Origin of the sequence: Neisseria sp. P0014.S002 (assembly GCF_051958295.1) — a bacterium.
Classification (GTDB): domain Bacteria; phylum Pseudomonadota; class Gammaproteobacteria; order Burkholderiales; family Neisseriaceae; genus Neisseria; species Neisseria flavescens_B.
The window spans coordinates 1-15,836 of sequence record NZ_JBQCVO010000016.1; the positions used below are offsets into that span (position 1 = coordinate 1).

Annotated in this window: 11 protein-coding genes, 1 tRNA gene and 1 pseudogene; all 13 read right to left on the reverse strand. The window is 46.0% G+C overall.

Going from position 1 to position 15,836, the window contains the following annotated elements:
* Window positions 1-160: 160 nt before the first annotated feature.
* Window positions 161-2,266 carry an elongation factor G gene (gene fusA / locus ACTHSX_RS10060; RefSeq protein ID WP_063076706.1) on the reverse strand — a complete coding sequence of 702 codons (2,106 nt, stop codon included), beginning with the start codon at window positions 2,264-2,266 and terminating at the stop codon, window positions 161-163.
* An 18-nt stretch (window positions 2,267-2,284) separates the two neighbouring features.
* Window positions 2,285-2,755 carry a 30S ribosomal protein S7 gene (gene rpsG, locus ACTHSX_RS10065; protein ID WP_002240962.1) on the reverse strand — a complete coding sequence of 157 codons (471 nt, stop codon included), beginning with the start codon at window positions 2,753-2,755 and terminating at the stop codon, window positions 2,285-2,287.
* A 117-nt stretch (window positions 2,756-2,872) separates the two neighbouring features.
* On the reverse strand, window positions 2,873-3,244 hold the full coding sequence (gene rpsL, locus ACTHSX_RS10070; RefSeq protein WP_002218431.1) for a 30S ribosomal protein S12: 372 nt from the start codon (window positions 3,242-3,244) through the stop codon (window positions 2,873-2,875).
* Window positions 3,245-3,573: 329 nt separating this feature from the next.
* On the reverse strand, window positions 3,574-7,749 hold the full coding sequence (gene rpoC, locus ACTHSX_RS10075) for a DNA-directed RNA polymerase subunit beta' (protein WP_440377559.1): 4,176 nt from the start codon (window positions 7,747-7,749) through the stop codon (window positions 3,574-3,576).
* A 156-nt stretch (window positions 7,750-7,905) separates the two neighbouring features.
* On the reverse strand, window positions 7,906-12,084 hold the full coding sequence (gene rpoB, locus ACTHSX_RS10080; protein ID WP_070589497.1) for a DNA-directed RNA polymerase subunit beta: 4,179 nt from the start codon (window positions 12,082-12,084) through the stop codon (window positions 7,906-7,908).
* Window positions 12,085-12,273: 189 nt separating this feature from the next.
* Window positions 12,274-12,645, reverse strand: a complete 372-nt coding sequence (gene rplL / locus ACTHSX_RS10085) for a 50S ribosomal protein L7/L12 (RefSeq protein WP_003677916.1) — start codon at window positions 12,643-12,645, stop codon at window positions 12,274-12,276.
* Window positions 12,646-12,703: 58 nt separating this feature from the next.
* Complete coding sequence (gene rplJ / locus ACTHSX_RS10090) at window positions 12,704-13,204, reverse strand: 50S ribosomal protein L10 (RefSeq protein WP_003680699.1); 501 nt, start codon at window positions 13,202-13,204, stop codon at window positions 12,704-12,706.
* A 223-nt stretch (window positions 13,205-13,427) separates the two neighbouring features.
* Complete coding sequence (rplA, locus tag ACTHSX_RS10095) at window positions 13,428-14,123, reverse strand: 50S ribosomal protein L1 (RefSeq protein WP_440377560.1); 696 nt, start codon at window positions 14,121-14,123, stop codon at window positions 13,428-13,430.
* Entirely contained in the window at window positions 14,123-14,557 is a 435-nt protein-coding gene (gene rplK, locus ACTHSX_RS10100) for a 50S ribosomal protein L11 (RefSeq protein ID WP_002220151.1), read from the reverse strand. Before rplK ends, rplA begins: the two co-directional genes overlap by 1 nt.
* A gap of 104 nt (window positions 14,558-14,661) precedes the next feature.
* Window positions 14,662-15,195: a transcription termination/antitermination protein NusG gene (gene nusG, locus ACTHSX_RS10105; protein WP_003680697.1), complete on the reverse strand. Its 534-nt coding sequence runs from the start codon at window positions 15,193-15,195 to the stop codon at window positions 14,662-14,664.
* Between the two features lie 2 nt (window positions 15,196-15,197).
* Window positions 15,198-15,473: a preprotein translocase subunit SecE gene (gene secE, locus ACTHSX_RS10110; protein WP_003680696.1), complete on the reverse strand. Its 276-nt coding sequence runs from the start codon at window positions 15,471-15,473 to the stop codon at window positions 15,198-15,200.
* 131 nt (window positions 15,474-15,604) lie between these two features.
* Window positions 15,605-15,680 (reverse strand) — tRNA-Trp (locus tag ACTHSX_RS10115).
* 6 nt (window positions 15,681-15,686) lie between these two features.
* A pseudogene (locus tag ACTHSX_RS10120) lies at window positions 15,687-15,836 on the reverse strand (hypothetical protein); the annotation flags it as partial.

The window sequence follows — 15,836 nt, forward strand, 5'->3', positions numbered from 1 at the left end:
TTTTACCATGGTCAACGTGACCGATGGTGCCAACGTTTACGTGCGGTTTGCTACGTTCAAATTTTTCCTTAGCCATGAGCTAATTCCTTTACATATAAAGATCGATTAAAGAACAATGGCCGTCTGAAAATTTATTTTCAGTTCAGACGGCCTTTTCTGATTAGCCTTTGCGGGCTTCAGTTACTGCAGCAGCTACGTGAGCAGGAGCTTCAGCGTATTTTTTGAACTCCATGGAGTAAGTAGCGCGGCCTTGGGTTGCAGAACGCAGGTCGGTTGAGTAACCAAACATTTCTGCCAGAGGCACTTCGGCACGAACTTTCTTACCGCCGATACCGTCATCATCCATACCCAATACAACGCCACGACGACGGTTCAAGTCGCCCATTACGTCACCCATGTATTCTTCAGGGGTTTCCACTTCAACTGCCATGATTGGCTCAAGCAGAGCAGGATTGGCTTTACGCATACCTTCTTTAAAGGCTTGAGAAGCTGCCAATTCAAAGGCCAGTTGTGAAGAGTCGACATCATGCGAAGAACCGAAGATCAAACGTACGCGTACGTCAACTACTGGGTAGCCTGCAACGATACCGTTAGGCAGGGTGTCACGGATACCTTTATCAACAGAAGGAATGAATTCGCGAGGAATCACACCACCTTTAATTTCGTCGATAAATTCGTAACCTGCACCACCCGGCTCCATAGGTTCCATTTTGATCACAACGTGACCGTATTGACCTTTACCACCGGATTGTTTAGCGTGTTTGTATTCAGCTTCAACTTCTTTGCGGATAGTTTCACGGTATGCAACTTGAGGCGCACCAATGTTAGCTTCCACACCGAATTCGCGTTTCATACGGTCAACAATAATTTCCAAGTGCAATTCACCCATGCCGGAAATAATGGTTTGACCGGATTCTTCGTCTGTACGAACACGGAAAGAAGGGTCTTCTTTAGCCAGACGGTTCAGGGCAATACCCATTTTCTCTTGGTCAGCTTTGGTTTTTGGCTCAACGGCAATATGGATTACCGGCTCAGGGAATTCCATGCGTTCCAAGATAATCGGCGCGCTTTCTGCGCACAAAGTTTCACCGGTAGTAACATCTTTCAGACCGATAGCGGCGGCGATGTCGCCAGCGCGCACTTCTTCAATTTCAGTACGGTCCGCAGCAGTCATTTGCACCAAACGACCGATACGTTCGCGAGTACCTTTTACAGAGTTCAATACGGTATCACCGGATTTCACGACACCAGAGTAAACGCGAATGAAAGTCAGCTGACCAACGTATTTGTCGTTCAACATTTTGAACGCCAATGCAGAGAATTTCTCTTCATCGCTGGCTTGACGGCTGTCTGCTTCTTCAGTGTTAGGGTTAACACCTTGAACAGGAGGAATGTCGGTAGGAGCAGGCAACAATTCTACTACTGCGTCCAACATACGTTGAACACCTTTGTTTTTAAATGCAGAACCGCACAACATTGGTTGGATTTCACCTGCCAAAGTACGTTGACGCAATGCGCCTACGATTTCTTCTTCGGTCAGCTCTTCACCACCCAAGTATTTATCCATTAATTCTTCGCTGGCTTCTGCTGCGGCTTCAATCATGTTTTGACGCCATTCTTCAGCAGTTTCAACCAACTCAGCAGGAATATCGCCATAGGTAAAGGTTGTACCTTTATCAGCTTCGTTCCAGATGATAGATTTCATTTTCAGCAGGTCAACAACACCACTGAAGCTATCTTCTGCACCAACCGGGATTACGATAGGTACAGGGTTTGCGCGCAAACGGGTTTTCATTTGCTCGACAACGCGGAAGAAGTTGGCACCTTGACGGTCCATTTTGTTTACAAATGCCAAGCGAGGAACTTGGTATTTGTTAGCTTGACGCCATACGGTTTCGGATTGAGGTTGAACACCACCTACTGCACAGTAAACCATTACTGCACCATCCAATACACGCATAGAACGCTCTACCTCTACGGTAAAGTCAACGTGTCCCGGGGTATCAATGATGTTGAAACGGTGTTCAGGGAACTGTTTCGCCATACCGGACCAATAAGAAGTCACAGCAGCAGAAGTAATGGTAATACCACGCTCTTGCTCTTGTTCCATGTAGTCGGTAGTTGCTGCACCGTCATGCACCTCACCCAACTTGTGAGTCAAACCTGTATAGAACAGAATACGTTCTGTTGTGGTTGTTTTACCCGCGTCAATATGGGCAGAAATACCAATATTGCGATACAGGCTGATAGGGGTCTTACGAGCCATTTTGTTAGCCTTTCGATATTAGAAACGGAAGTGAGAGAATGCTTTGTTAGCTTCAGCCATACGGTGTACTTCTTCACGTTTTTTCAACGCACCGCCACGACCTTCAGCCGCATCAATCAATTCGCCTGCCAAACGCAGGTCCATAGATTTCTCACCACGTTTACGGGCCGCGTCGCGAACCCAGCGCATTGCCAAAGCCAGACGACGTGAAGGACGAACTTCAACAGGAACTTGGTAGTTTGCACCACCTACACGGCGGCTTTTCACTTCCACGATAGGTTTGGCGTTTGCAATGGCTTCGTTAAATACTTCGATTGCTACTTTGCCGGTTTTTTTCTCAATTTGTTCCAGTGCACCGTAAACGATACGTTCTGCAACAGATTTTTTACCGTCAATCATCAATACGTTCATGAATTTAGTCAGCTCAACGCTGCCGAATTTAGGATCTGGCAGTACGTCGCGCTTAGGGACTTCTCTACGTCTTGGCATTTTAATTTCCTTTAATCTATTCAGTTGGGTCAATTCCCATGAATACCCAATTGAGTATTCACTTACTCGGCCGTTGTTCAGCTTAGGCGGCCGACGTGCCTATTTGAGTCCCGATAATTATTTAGGACGCTTAGCACCGTATTTAGAACGGGCTTGTTTACGGTCTTTAACACCTGCAGTATCCAAGGAACCGCGTACAGTGTGGTAACGTACACCTGGCAAGTCTTTTACACGACCGCCGCGAATCAATACGACGCTGTGCTCTTGCAGGTTGTGACCTTCACCGCCGATGTATGAAATGACTTCAAAACCATTGGTCAGGCGAACTTTACATACTTTACGCAATGCAGAGTTAGGTTTTTTAGGGGTAGTTGTGTATACACGGGTGCACACGCCACGTTTTTGCGGGCAAGCTTCCAGTGCAGGCACTTTGTTTACGTACACAGGCTTTTGACGGCCTTTGCGTACCAATTGGTTAATAGTTGGCATATTTTCTCGTCCTGTTGAGTTAAATACTTGCCGACACCATGTCGACAAGATTGGAATTATATTTTTATTGCAAGGATTTAGTCAAGCAAATGACTGATAAAGTTTGGTGTTTTCCAATTTATGTCTAAATTTTGGAAACAAAGGCCGTCTGAAAGATTCATACGGCCTTTGTCATTTTAAATAAGTCCGTAATTTGGCTCTCTACTTATTTTCTCCATTGCTTTCCTTATTTATTCAGACGGCCTTAATCTCTACCCTCTTTTAAATCCTCTAAAAAATAAAACCGCAAGACTAGCTTGCGGTTTTATTTTTACAATAATCCCGAGGGATTATTCGTCTGAAGCTTCGGTTTCAGAAATTTCTTGATCAGCTTGCTGCCATTGTTGGTGGCGGCTGCGGTGGTAGGTCAAACCTGTACCAGCAGGAATCAAACGACCAACAATCACGTTTTCTTTCAAACCACGCAGCTCGTCTTGTTTGCCCATAATAGCGGCCTCTGTCAAGACGCGGGTTGTTTCTTGGAACGATGCCGCTGAAATGAAGCTGTCTGTAGACAAGGAAGCTTTGGTAATACCCAGCAACACGTTTTCGTAACGTGCCGGCTCTTTGTCTTCAGCCATGGCTTTTTCATTGGCAAGCATCACATCACCACGCTCAACTTGCTCACCGGTAATGAACTCTGTATCACCGGAATCAACAATGTTCACTCGACGCAGCATTTGACGGATGATGACTTCGATGTGTTTATCGGAAATCTTCACACCTTGCAGGCGGTAAACCTCTTGTACCTCTTGAACAATGTAGCGAGCCAATGCTTCGATACCTTGCAGACGCAGAATGTCGTGTGGATCTACGGCACCGTCTACGATGGTTTCACCGCGGTTTACCACTTGACCGTCGTGTACCAGAATCTGTTTCTCTTTAGAAATCAGCGTTTCGTATGCCACACCGTCTACGTCGGTAATAATCAGGCGCTGTTTACCTTTGGTTTCTTTACCGAAAGAAACTGTACCGGTAATTTCTGCCAACATACCTGCATCTTTCGGCACGCGTGCTTCAAACAATTCGGCTACGCGTGGCAGACCACCGGTAATATCGCGGGTTTTAGAAGACGCTTGTGGAATACGCGCCAATACATCACCCTTACCAACTTCCTGACCTTCACGGATAGTAATCACCGCACCGACCGGGAATGCCATAGAAACTGGGGTAGTCGTACCTGGGATGCAAATTTCCAGACCGTTTTCATCCAACAGTTTGACAGTCGGACGCAACAGTTTAGAAGCACCAGAGGAACGACGTTTACCGTCAATCACTACCAAAGTAGACAAACCGGTTACATCGTCAGTTTGTTTCGCAACGGTAACACCCTCTTCCACGTTTTCGAATTTCACCATACCTGCGTGTTCGGTAATCATCGGACGGGTATGCGGATCCCAAGTTGCCAAAGTTTGACCGGCTTTAATGGCTTCGCCGTCTTGTACCAGCAGGATTGCACCGTAAGGTACTTTGTGACGTTCACGTTCGCGACCGATATCGTCGTGAATCACTACTTCACAAGAACGGCCGATAACAACCAACTCGCCTTTGTTGTTGGCAACATAACGCATTTGGCTGCTGAAACGCGCTGTACCGTTGGATTTGGCTTCTACTTGGCTGGCTGCTGCCGCACGAGATGCCGCACCACCGATGTGGAACGTACGCATGGTCAGCTGAGTACCTGGTTCACCAATGGATTGTGCAGCAATCACACCAACTGCCTCACCGGCGTTAACCAGTTTACCGCGTGCCAAGTCACGACCATAACAGTGTGCACACAGGCCATGACGGGTTTTACAAGTAATCGGCGTACGGACTTTGACTTCATCGACACCGGATTGGTCGATCATATCTACCAGTTTCTCGGTCAACAACGTACCGGCTTCAACCAAAGTCTCGCCAGTCGAAGGATCGACAACATCAGAAGCAGTAACGCGACCCAAAATACGATCGCGCAAGGCTTCAATCACATCACCGCCTTGTACCACTGCCTTCATCACAAAGCCGTCTGAAGTGCCGCAATCGTCTTCAACAACTACCAAATCTTGGGTTACGTCTACCAAACGACGGGTCAGGTAACCGGAGTTTGCAGTTTTCAACGCGGTATCCGCCAAACCTTTACGCGCACCGTGGGTCGCAATAAAGTATTGCAATACGGTCAGGCCTTCGCGGAAGTTAGAGGTAATAGGCGTTTCAATAATGGAGCCGTCAGGTTTCGCCATCAGACCACGCATACCGGACAACTGTTTAATCTGAGCCGCAGAACCACGGGCACCAGAGTCAGCCATCATGTAAATAGAGTTGAAGGACTCTTGATCAACTTCGTTGCCGTCACGGTCAATAACTTTTTGTTTGGACAGGTTGTCCATCATCGCTTTAGCGATCTTATCGCCGGCACGACCCCAGATATCGACCACTTTGTTGTAACGTTCGCCGTTGGTTACCAAACCTTGACGGTATTGGTCTTCAATTTCTTTAACTTCGGCATTAGCCTCAGCCAGCAAGGCTGCTTTTTCTTTCGGAATTTCCATATCGTCAACCGCAATAGAAATACCGCCTTTAGCCGCAAAACCGAAACCGGTATACATCAGGTGGTCGGCGAAAATAACTGTTTCACGCAAGCCGCACAGACGGAATGACGCATTAATCAGTTTAGAAATTTCTTTTTTCTTCAGCGCTTTGTTGATGTACTCGAATGGCAGGCCTTTAGGTAAGATTTCGCTCAACAATGCACGACCGACGGTTGTTTCGTAACGGTTAACGACAGGCTTAAACTCACCTGCTTCGTTTTTCACCCATTCACGCAGACGTACGGTAATTTTCGTACCCAGTTCAACCTGTTTAGTATGGTATGCACGATGCACTTCTTTCACATCGGCAAACAGGCTGCCTTCGCCTTTGGCATTGATACGGTCGCGGGTCATGTAATACAGACCCAACACGATATCTTGAGAAGGTACGATGATTGGTTCACCGTTGGCCGGAGACAATACGTTGTTTGAAGCCAGCATCAGCGTGCGTGCTTCCATTTGTGCTTCCAAGCTCAATGGAACGTGTACAGCCATTTGGTCACCGTCAAAGTCGGCGTTAAATGCGGCACACACCAATGGGTGCAACTGAATCGCTTTACCTTCGATCAGGATAGGTTCGAACGCTTGAATACCCAAACGGTGCAGGGTTGGCGCACGGTTCAGCATAATCGGATGTTCGCGGATGACTTCTTCCAATATATCCCATACTTCAGGTACTTCTTGCTCTACCAATTTTTTCGCAGCTTTAACGGTAGAAGCCAAACCTTGTTTTTCCAATTTGTGGAAAATAAATGGTTTGAACAGTTCCAAAGCCATTTTTTTCGGCAGACCACATTGGTGCAGACGCAGGTATGGGCCTACGGTAATCACGGAACGACCAGAATAGTCCACACGTTTACCCAGCAGGTTTTGACGGAAGCGGCCACCTTTACCTTTAATCATGTCTGCCAATGATTTCAGCGGACGTTTGTTGGCGCCGGTCATGGCTTTACCGCGGCGGCCGTTATCCAACAGAGAGTCAACTGCTTCTTGCAACATACGTTTTTCGTTACGAACGATGATGTCAGGCGCATGCAGTTCCAACAGGCGTTTCAGACGGTTGTTACGGTTGATAACGCGGCGGTACAAATCGTTCAAATCGGAAGTGGCAAAACGACCGCCATCCAATGGAACCAACGGACGCAAATCAGGCGGCAATACCGGCAACACATCCATAATCATCCATTCCAGTTTCATACCGGAACGCTGGAAGGCTTCCAATACTTTCAAACGTTTGGCGATTTTTTTGATTTTGGTGTCAGAACCGGTAGATTCCAGCTCTTGACGCAGGATTTCGATTTCGCCGGTAATATCCAAGGTGCGCAGCAATTCGCGGATACCTTCTGCACCCATTTTGGCATCGAAGTCGTCGCCGTATTCGTCCAGTTTGTTGTAGTAATCGTCTTCAGTCAGCAATTGACGACGTTGCAACGGAGTCATGCCGGGATCGGTTACCACAAATGCTTCAAAGTACAATACGCGTTCGATATCGCGCAAAGTCATGTCCAGTACCATACCCAAGCGGGAAGGCAGGGATTTCAAGAACCAAATGTGTGCAACTGGTGCTGCCAATTCAATGTGGCCCATGCGTTCGCGGCGTACTTTGGACAGAGTCACTTCTACGCCACATTTTTCACAGGTTACGCCTTTAAATTTCAAGCGTTTGTATTTACCGCACAAACATTCATAGTCTTTGACCGGGCCAAAGATTTTGGCGCAGAACAAACCGTCGCGCTCAGGTTTGAACGTACGGTAGTTGATGGTTTCAGGTTTTTTAACTTCGCCATAAGACCATGAGCGGATGGTTTCGGGAGAGGCAATACCGATTTTGATGGCATCAAACTCTTCTTCCATGCCGGCAGTTTGCAACGGATTAAATAAGTTCAACAAATTCATTTTTGCTCCTTGAAGGAAGTATTTTTACCGCATGGCGGATTTTCGATATTGGGAAACGCTACTTTCGATTTCAGACGGCCTAAATGCCGATTGCTTCATTCTTATTCTGAAACCGCTTTTTCAGACGACCTTAAAAGGCCGTCTGAAAACTTCTGTTTAGTAGCGTTCCAAATCGATATCCAAGCCCAGTGAGCGAATCTCTTTAACCAATACGTTGAAGGATTCAGGCATACCGGCATCGATTTTGTGTTCGCCTTTGACGATGTTCTCGTACATTTTGGTACGGCCGTTCACGTCGTCAGACTTCACAGTCAGCATCTCTTGCAGCGTGTATGCCGCGCCGTATGCTTCCAATGCCCAAACCTCCATCTCACCGAAACGTTGGCCACCGAACTGAGCTTTACCGCCCAGAGGCTGCTGGGTAACCAGACTGTATGGACCGGTAGAACGGGCGTGCATTTTTTCGTCAACCAAGTGGTGCAGTTTCAGATAGTGCATCACACCGACTGTAACCTTGCGGTCAAATGCTTCGCCTGAACGGCCGTCATACAGCGTAATTTGAGTTTTACTGTCGTTAAAGCCCAGTTTCTCAACCTCAGGATCTTCGCTTGGGTAAGCCAAGTTCAACATTTCGCGGATTTCAGACTCTTTCGCACCGTCGAATACTGGAGAGGCGAAAGATGCACCTTTACGCAGGTTGGAAGCCAATTCGATAATTTCTTCATCTGTCAGGCTGTCCAAATCTTCTTTCTTACCGCTACTGTTGTAGAGTTTGTTCAAGAATTCACGCAGCTCACTGGCTTTGCGCTGCTCTTTCAGCATACGGTCGATGCGTTCGCCGATACCTTTTGCCGCCCAACCCAAGTGAACTTCCAAAATCTGACCGATGTTCATACGGGAAGGTACGCCCAATGGGTTCAGTACGATGTCTACCGGACGGCCATCAGCCATGTAAGGCATGTCTTCCACTGGCAGAATGCGTGATACCACACCTTTGTTACCGTGGCGACCCGCCATTTTGTCACCGGCTTGCAGACGGCGTTTGATGGCGATAAATACTTTCACCATTTTTTGTACGCCCGGTTGCAGCTCGTCGCCTTGGGTCAGTTTTTTCTTCTTGATCTCATACAACTCGTCTGCTTCTTCGCGTTTTTGTTGCAGGCTCAATTTAATCAGTTCCAACTGTTTGGCCAAGTCTTCGTCAGCCAGACGGATGTCAAACCAATCATGTTTGCTGGACAGGCTTGCCAAATATTCGGTAGTGATTTCGCTGCCTTTAGCCAGCTTCATCGGACCACCATTGGCTTTTTGACCCACAATCATACGCTCGATACGGTCGAATGCGTCATTATCGAAAATACGCAATTGATCGCCCAAATCTTGACGGTAACGTTTCAATTCAGAATCAATAATGGATTGAGCACGTTTGTCGCGTTGAATGCCTTCACGAGTAAAGACTTGAACGTCGATAACGGTACCGCTCATACCGGTAGGCATACGCAACGAGGTGTCTTTTACGTCGGATGCTTTTTCACCAAAGATTGCACGCAGCAGTTTTTCTTCAGGAGTCAGTTGGGTTTCGCCTTTAGGTGTTACTTTACCTACCAAGACGTCACCAGCTTCTACTTCTGCACCGATATATACGATACCGGATTCATCCAAACGGTTTTGCATACGTTCGGACAAGTTCGGAATATCGCGGGTAATGTCTTCCGCACCCAGTTTAGTGTCACGTGCAACAACGTTCAGTTCTTCAATGTGAATCGAAGTGTAACGATCGTCCGCAGCCACTTTTTCTGAAATCAGAATCGAGTCTTCGTAGTTGTAACCGTTCCATGGCATGAAGGCGATGGTCATATTTTGACCCAAAGCCAACTCGCCCAAGTCGGTAGATGCACCGTCGGCTACCAAGTCACCACGTTGCAACACATCGCCTGCTTTTACAGCCGGACGTTGGTTGATGTTGGTAGATTGGTTGGAACGGGTGAATTTAACCAAGTTGTAAATATCGACACCCACTTCACCGGCAGTCGCTTCATCATCATGAACACGAACCACAACGCGGTTGGCGTCTACATACTCAACCACACCACCACGGCGGGCAACGATTGCAGTTGCAGAGTCAACGGCAACAGAACGTTCGATACCGGTACCAACCATTGGTTTTTCAGGACGCAGGCACGGTACGGCCTGACGTTGCATGTTGGCACCCATCAATGCACGGTTCGCGTCATCATGTTCCAAGAATGGAATCAGAGATGCTGCAACGGATACCACTTGACCGGTTGCCACGTCCATATATTGGACGCGGTCAGGCGTTGCCATAATAGTTTCGCCTTTTTCACGACAAGTAACCAAGTCGCCAATCAGATTACCGTCTTTGTCCAAATCGGCATTCGCCTGTGCAATCACATAACGGCCTTCTTCGATAGCAGACAAGTAGTCGATTTCTTCAGTTACTTTGCCATCGACAACACGGCGGTAAGGGGTTTCCAAGAAGCCATAATCATTGGTACGCGCATAAACAGACAATGAGTTGATCAAACCAATGTTTGGACCTTCAGGTGTTTCAATAGGACATACACGGCCATAGTGGGTTGGATGTACGTCTCGCACTTCAAAGCCTGCACGTTCGCGAGTCAAACCGCCAGGGCCCAATGCAGATACACGGCGTTTATGGGTTACTTCAGACAATGGGTTGGTCTGATCCATAAATTGGCTCAATTGGCTGGAACCGAAGAATTCTTTAATCGCGGCAGAAACAGGTTTTGCATTGATCAAGTCATGCGGCATCAAGTTCTCAGATTCTGCTTGGTTCAAACGCTCTTTAACTGCACGTTCTACACGAGCCAAACCGCTGCGGAATTGGTTTTCAGTCAACTCACCCACAGAACGAACACGACGATTGCCCAAGTGGTCGATATCGTCTACTTCGCCATGACCGTTACGCAGTTCAACCAATGTAGCAATAGAAGCAACAATGTCTTCAACGCTCAGAACGTAACCGCCTTTTTCAGCTGCGCCAGCCAAAGTTTCGTTCAGCAAACGGCCATACCAAGAGTTTTGTTGCGCTTCAGACAATTTTTGCTCGTATGTGCGCGTATTAAATTTCATACGGCCTACGCGAGACAAATCATAGCTGTCTTCACTAAAGAACAAGCGGTTGAAGAGCTGTTCAACAGCTTCTTCGGTAGGCGGTTCGCCAGGACGCATCATGCGGTAAATCGCTACGCGTGCAGCTTGCTGATCAGCAGTTTCGTCTGTACGCAGAGTGCTGGAGATGTAACCACCTTGATCCAATTCATTGATATAAAGGGTCGTAATTTCTTTTACGCCATGGATATCAAGCTTAGCCAACAGTTCTTCTGTAATTTCATCGTTAGCAGAAGCCAATACTTCACCGGTTTCCGGATCAATCAGATCAGCAGCCAATGCTTTGCCTATCAGGCTTTCTGGCTCTACATCCAAACGAGTCAAGCCTGCATTGGTAATATCACGGATATTTTTCGCAGTAATGCGTTTACCTTTGGCGACCAGTACATTGCCTTCTTTATCCAAGATATCAACTTTAGCAGTTTCACCTTTCAGACGGCCTGCAATCAGATCCGTTTGAACACCGTTTGAAGACAAATAGAAAGTTTCTTTGTCGTAGAAAATATCCAAGATTTGTTCATTGTTGTAGCCCAAAGCTTTCAACAAAATCGTAACCGGCATTTTACGGCGACGGTCGATACGGAAATACAACAAATCTTTTGGATCAAATTCGAAATCCAACCATGAACCACGGTAAGGAATAATACGAGCAGAGAACAACAGCTTACCGGAAGAATGTGTTTTACCACGGTCATGCTCAAAGAACACGCCAGGAGAACGGTGCAGCTGGGAAACAATTACACGCTCAGTACCATTGATGACAAAAGAGCCACTTGGCGTCATCAATGGGATTTCACCCATATACACTTCGTTTTCACGAACTTCTTTTACAGTCGGCTTAGATGCTTCTTTATCCAAAATTACCAAACGGATACGGGCACGCAATGGAGCCGCGTAAGTAATGCCGCGCAATTGACACTCAGGAATATCGAACAAAGGCTCGCCCAATGTGTAATGCACAAACTCCAATCGCGCATAACCGTTATGGCTCACAATCGGGAAAATAGAATTAAATGCTGCTTGCAGACCATCATCAGTGCGTTGGTCAAAAGCATTTTCCAGCTGCAAAAATTTCGCATAAGAGTCAATTTGGGTTGCCAGCAGGAAAGGAACATCTAAGACATTCTCTCGCTTTGCAAAACTCTTACGGATACGTTTTTTCTCGGTAAACGAATAGCTCATATACACTCCGAAAAGCAATTTTAAATAATAGGCCGTCTGAAACAACGGCATGCATCAACCTGGTATTTACATTTATTTGCAATGATTTTATAAAGACTATGCAAATAAATGTAAACAATGCCTGATGCTTATTTTAAGAAGTAAAATAAGGCTGGCAGAAAACTGCCAGCCTTCATAGGAAGCATCAAATTATTTGATTTCGACTTTAGCGCCGGCTTCTTCCAGTTGTTTTTGGATGTCTTCAGCTTCAGCTTTAGAAACACCTTCTTTCAGAGTTTTAGGTGCACCGTCAACGATGTCTTTAGCTTCTTTCAGACCCAGGCCAGTGATAGCGCGGACAACTTTAATCACGCCAACTTTTTGATCACCGGCAGAAGCCAATACTACGTCGAATTCAGTTTTTTCTTCAGCAGCAGCTGCACCAGCACCTGCAGGACCTGCAACTGCAACTGCAGCAGCAGAAACGCCAAATTTTTCTTCAAAAGCTTTAACCAGGTCGTTCAATTCCATTACGGTCAAAGAACCAACGGCTTCCAAAATGTCTTCTTTAGTAATAGCCATGCTATTTATACTCCAAATATTGTATTAAAAAATAATTGATTAAATGAAACAAAATCGATTAAGCGGCTTCTTCGCCAGCTTTTTTCTCTGCCAAAGCAGCCAAACCACGTGCAAAGCCTGATACAGGAGCTTGCATAACGAACAACAGTTTGGACAGCAGCTCTTCGCGACTTGGAATAGAAGCCAACTCAGCAACCTGAGCAGGATTCATCACTTCGCCATTGTAAGAACCAGCTTTAACGATAATTTTGTCATCTTTTTTCGCGAATTGGTGCAGCACTTTAGCAGCAGCAACAGCATCTTCAGAAGCAGCGTAAACCAATGGACCAACCATTTGATCGGCCAAACCTGCGAATGAAGTACCCTCTACTGCGCGACGAGCCAGAGTATTTTTCAGAACGCGCAAGTAAACGCCTTCTTTACGTGCATTCGCACGAAGCTCAGTCATGCTGGAAACACTGATACCGCGATATTCAGCGACTACGAGAGTTTGAGCGTTAGCAATTGCTGCGCTAATTTCCTCTACGGCCACTTTCTTGGTTTCAATATTGAGACTCAAGGTCTACCTCCCACTGTTTATAAACAGGATACCGAAATGATATCCCACCAGCGCGGTAACCTAAAAAGACATCTTACAAGCAATCTTGCAATGTGTTTCAGGACTACCGTCTGCGTAGGGCAGTTACGATTAAATCTTACGATCCCTACGGTCTTGGACATCTACTTAATTTTAAGTAGCCCAAATTCAGGCAATCCAGAAAACTGGATCACCTGAAAATTTCTTAGTTGTTCACGCTTGCAGTATCAACGCGGACACCCAAACCCATAGTGCTGGATACAGCAACTTTTTTCAGGTACTGACCTTTAGCAGCAGCAGGTTTGGCTTTAACGATAGCATCCAGCAACGCATTGAAGTTTTCTTTCAAGTCAGCTTCAGTGAAAGAAGCACGACCGATAGTTGCATGAACGATACCGGCTTTATCTGTACGGTATTGTACTTGACCTGCTTTTGCATTTTTAACTGCTTCAGCAACGTTAGGAGTAACAGTACCTACTTTAGGGTTTGGCATCAGGCCACGAGGACCTAAGATGGTACCCAATTGACCAACAATACGCATTGCATCAGGAGAAGCGATAACAACGTCAAAGTTCAGGTTACCAGCTTTGATTTCAGCGGCCAGATCTTCAAAACCGACAATATCTGCACCAGCTTCTTTAGCAGCATCTGCATTTGCACCTTGAGTAAACACGGCTACGCGAGTTGTTTTACCGGTACCTTTAGGCAGAACGACTGAACCACGGATAACTTGGTCAGATTTACGAGGATCAACACCCAAGTTGAAAGATACATCAACAGACTCGTCAAATTTAGCAGTGGCAGCTTTTTTAACCAAAGCAATTGCTTCATCGATTGCGTACAGTTTGTTAGCTTCAACAGAAGAGCGCAGAGCTTTCAAGCGTTTAGATACTTTAGCCATTATACAACACCCTCCACATCCAAGCCCATTGAGCGAGCAGAGCCGGCGATAGTACGAACAGCAGCATCCAAGTCAGCAGCAGTCAAATCAGGCTCTTTAGTTTTAGCAATTTCTTCCAACTGAGCGCGGGTCAATTTACCCACTTTGTTAGTCAGAGGATTAGAACTACCTTTTTGCAGACCAGCAGCTTTTTTCAACAAGATAGAAGCTGGTGGAGTTTTCATCACAAAAGTGAATGATTTATCTGCAAATGCAGTGATCACGACTGGAATTGGCAAACCAGGTTCCATACCTTGGGTTGCAGCATTAAATGCTTTACAGAATTCCATGATGTTCAAACCACGTTGACCCAAAGCTGGACCAACTGGGGGAGATGGATTGGCTTTACCTGCAGGAATTTGCAGTTTGATGTAGCCGATAATTTTCTTTGCCACTTAAGGACTCCTAAAAACGGGTATAACGCGGAACCATTCCGCTTCCCAAACAGAATTTGCGATTATATCCGCTTAAAAAAAATTTTTCAAGCGAATTAAACCACTTAAATCTTTTCAACCTGACCGAACTCTAATTCAACCGGTGTTTCACGACCAAAAATCTGAACTGAAACACGCAATCTATTACGCTCGTAGTTAACCTCATCAACAATTCCATTGAAATCAGCAAATGGGCCTTCATTCACACGAACCTGCTGACCAACCTCGAATTCAACTTTTGGTTTTGGCTTCTCAACACCTGTTTTGGCTTGTTGCAAAATAGCATCTGCATCTTTTTGAGAAATTGGGATTGGGCGATTTCCGCTACCACCTACAAAACCATTTACTCGAGGAGTACTCTTAACCAAGTGCCATGAATCATCGGTCATTTCCATTTCAACCAACACATAGCCTGGATAGAATTTACGCTCACTGATGGTTTTTCGGCCATTTTTGATATCTACCACTTCCTCTACAGGAACGAGAATCTGACCGAAATATTCTTCCATGTTTTCACGAGCAATACGCTCTTTCAATGTTTTTTGAACATTTTTCTCGAAACCGGAATAGGCCTGTACCACATACCAACGCTTTGACATCTTTACCCTTTCCTATTTAATAAAACATCAAAAAACAACCATGAAATAATTGTATCTGCCGCATAAATGAAGGCTGCTAAAACTGCAACGAAGATAATCACGAATACAGTCATTTTGACCGCTTCATCACGACTCGGCCAAACTACCTTCTTAAACTCAGTCCAAGAGCTCTTAAAATATGCAAACAGACCTTCTTTCTTTTCAGGAGCCGGCTTATTACTTACCACAACTTCCTTTTTCTGATGGTCTTCTTTGCGTCCAGACGGATGTTCTGTCATCTTTACTCACTTATCAATACCCCACCCGCCTTCATTTTAGATAGCGGCATTGATCCATTAATTAATTCCAAATAATCTTAAAACTTAAGTACAAAAAAATTAACCGGCACAAGGCCGGTTAATTTTTTATTTGGCAGGCCAAGAGGGTCTCGAACCCCCAACCCTCGGTTTTGGAGACCGATACTCTACCAATTGAGCTATTGGCCTCTAAACTTAAGCGATTACAGAAGAAACCACACCCGCACCTACGGTACGACCACCTTCGCGAATCGCAAAGCGCAGACCCTCTTCCATAGCGATAGGCGCAATCAGTTCTACAGTAATGGTTACGTTCTCACCTGGCATTACCATTTCTACGCCTTC

Bases quoted from the DNA above. Each gene is read 5' to 3' on its own strand.
- fusA (WP_063076706.1), bottom strand. From the start codon at position 2,266: ATGGCTCGTAAGACCCCTATCAGCCTGTATCGCAATATTGGTATTTCT.
- rpsG (WP_002240962.1), bottom strand. From the start codon at position 2,755: ATGCCAAGACGTAGAGAAGTCCCTAAGCGCGACGTACTGCCAGATCCT.
- rpsL (WP_002218431.1), bottom strand. From the start codon at position 3,244: ATGCCAACTATTAACCAATTGGTACGCAAAGGCCGTCAAAAGCCTGTG.
- rpoC (WP_440377559.1), bottom strand. From the start codon at position 7,749: ATGAATTTGTTGAACTTATTTAATCCGTTGCAAACTGCCGGCATGGAA.
- rpoB (WP_070589497.1), bottom strand. From the start codon at position 12,084: ATGAGCTATTCGTTTACCGAGAAAAAACGTATCCGTAAGAGTTTTGCA.
- rplL (WP_003677916.1), bottom strand. From the start codon at position 12,645: ATGGCTATTACTAAAGAAGACATTTTGGAAGCCGTTGGTTCTTTGACC.
- rplA (WP_440377560.1), bottom strand. From the start codon at position 14,123: ATGGCTAAAGTATCTAAACGCTTGAAAGCTCTGCGCTCTTCTGTTGAA.
- nusG (WP_003680697.1), bottom strand. From the start codon at position 15,195: ATGTCAAAGCGTTGGTATGTGGTACAGGCCTATTCCGGTTTCGAGAAA.
- secE (WP_003680696.1), bottom strand. From the start codon at position 15,473: ATGACAGAACATCCGTCTGGACGCAAAGAAGACCATCAGAAAAAGGAA.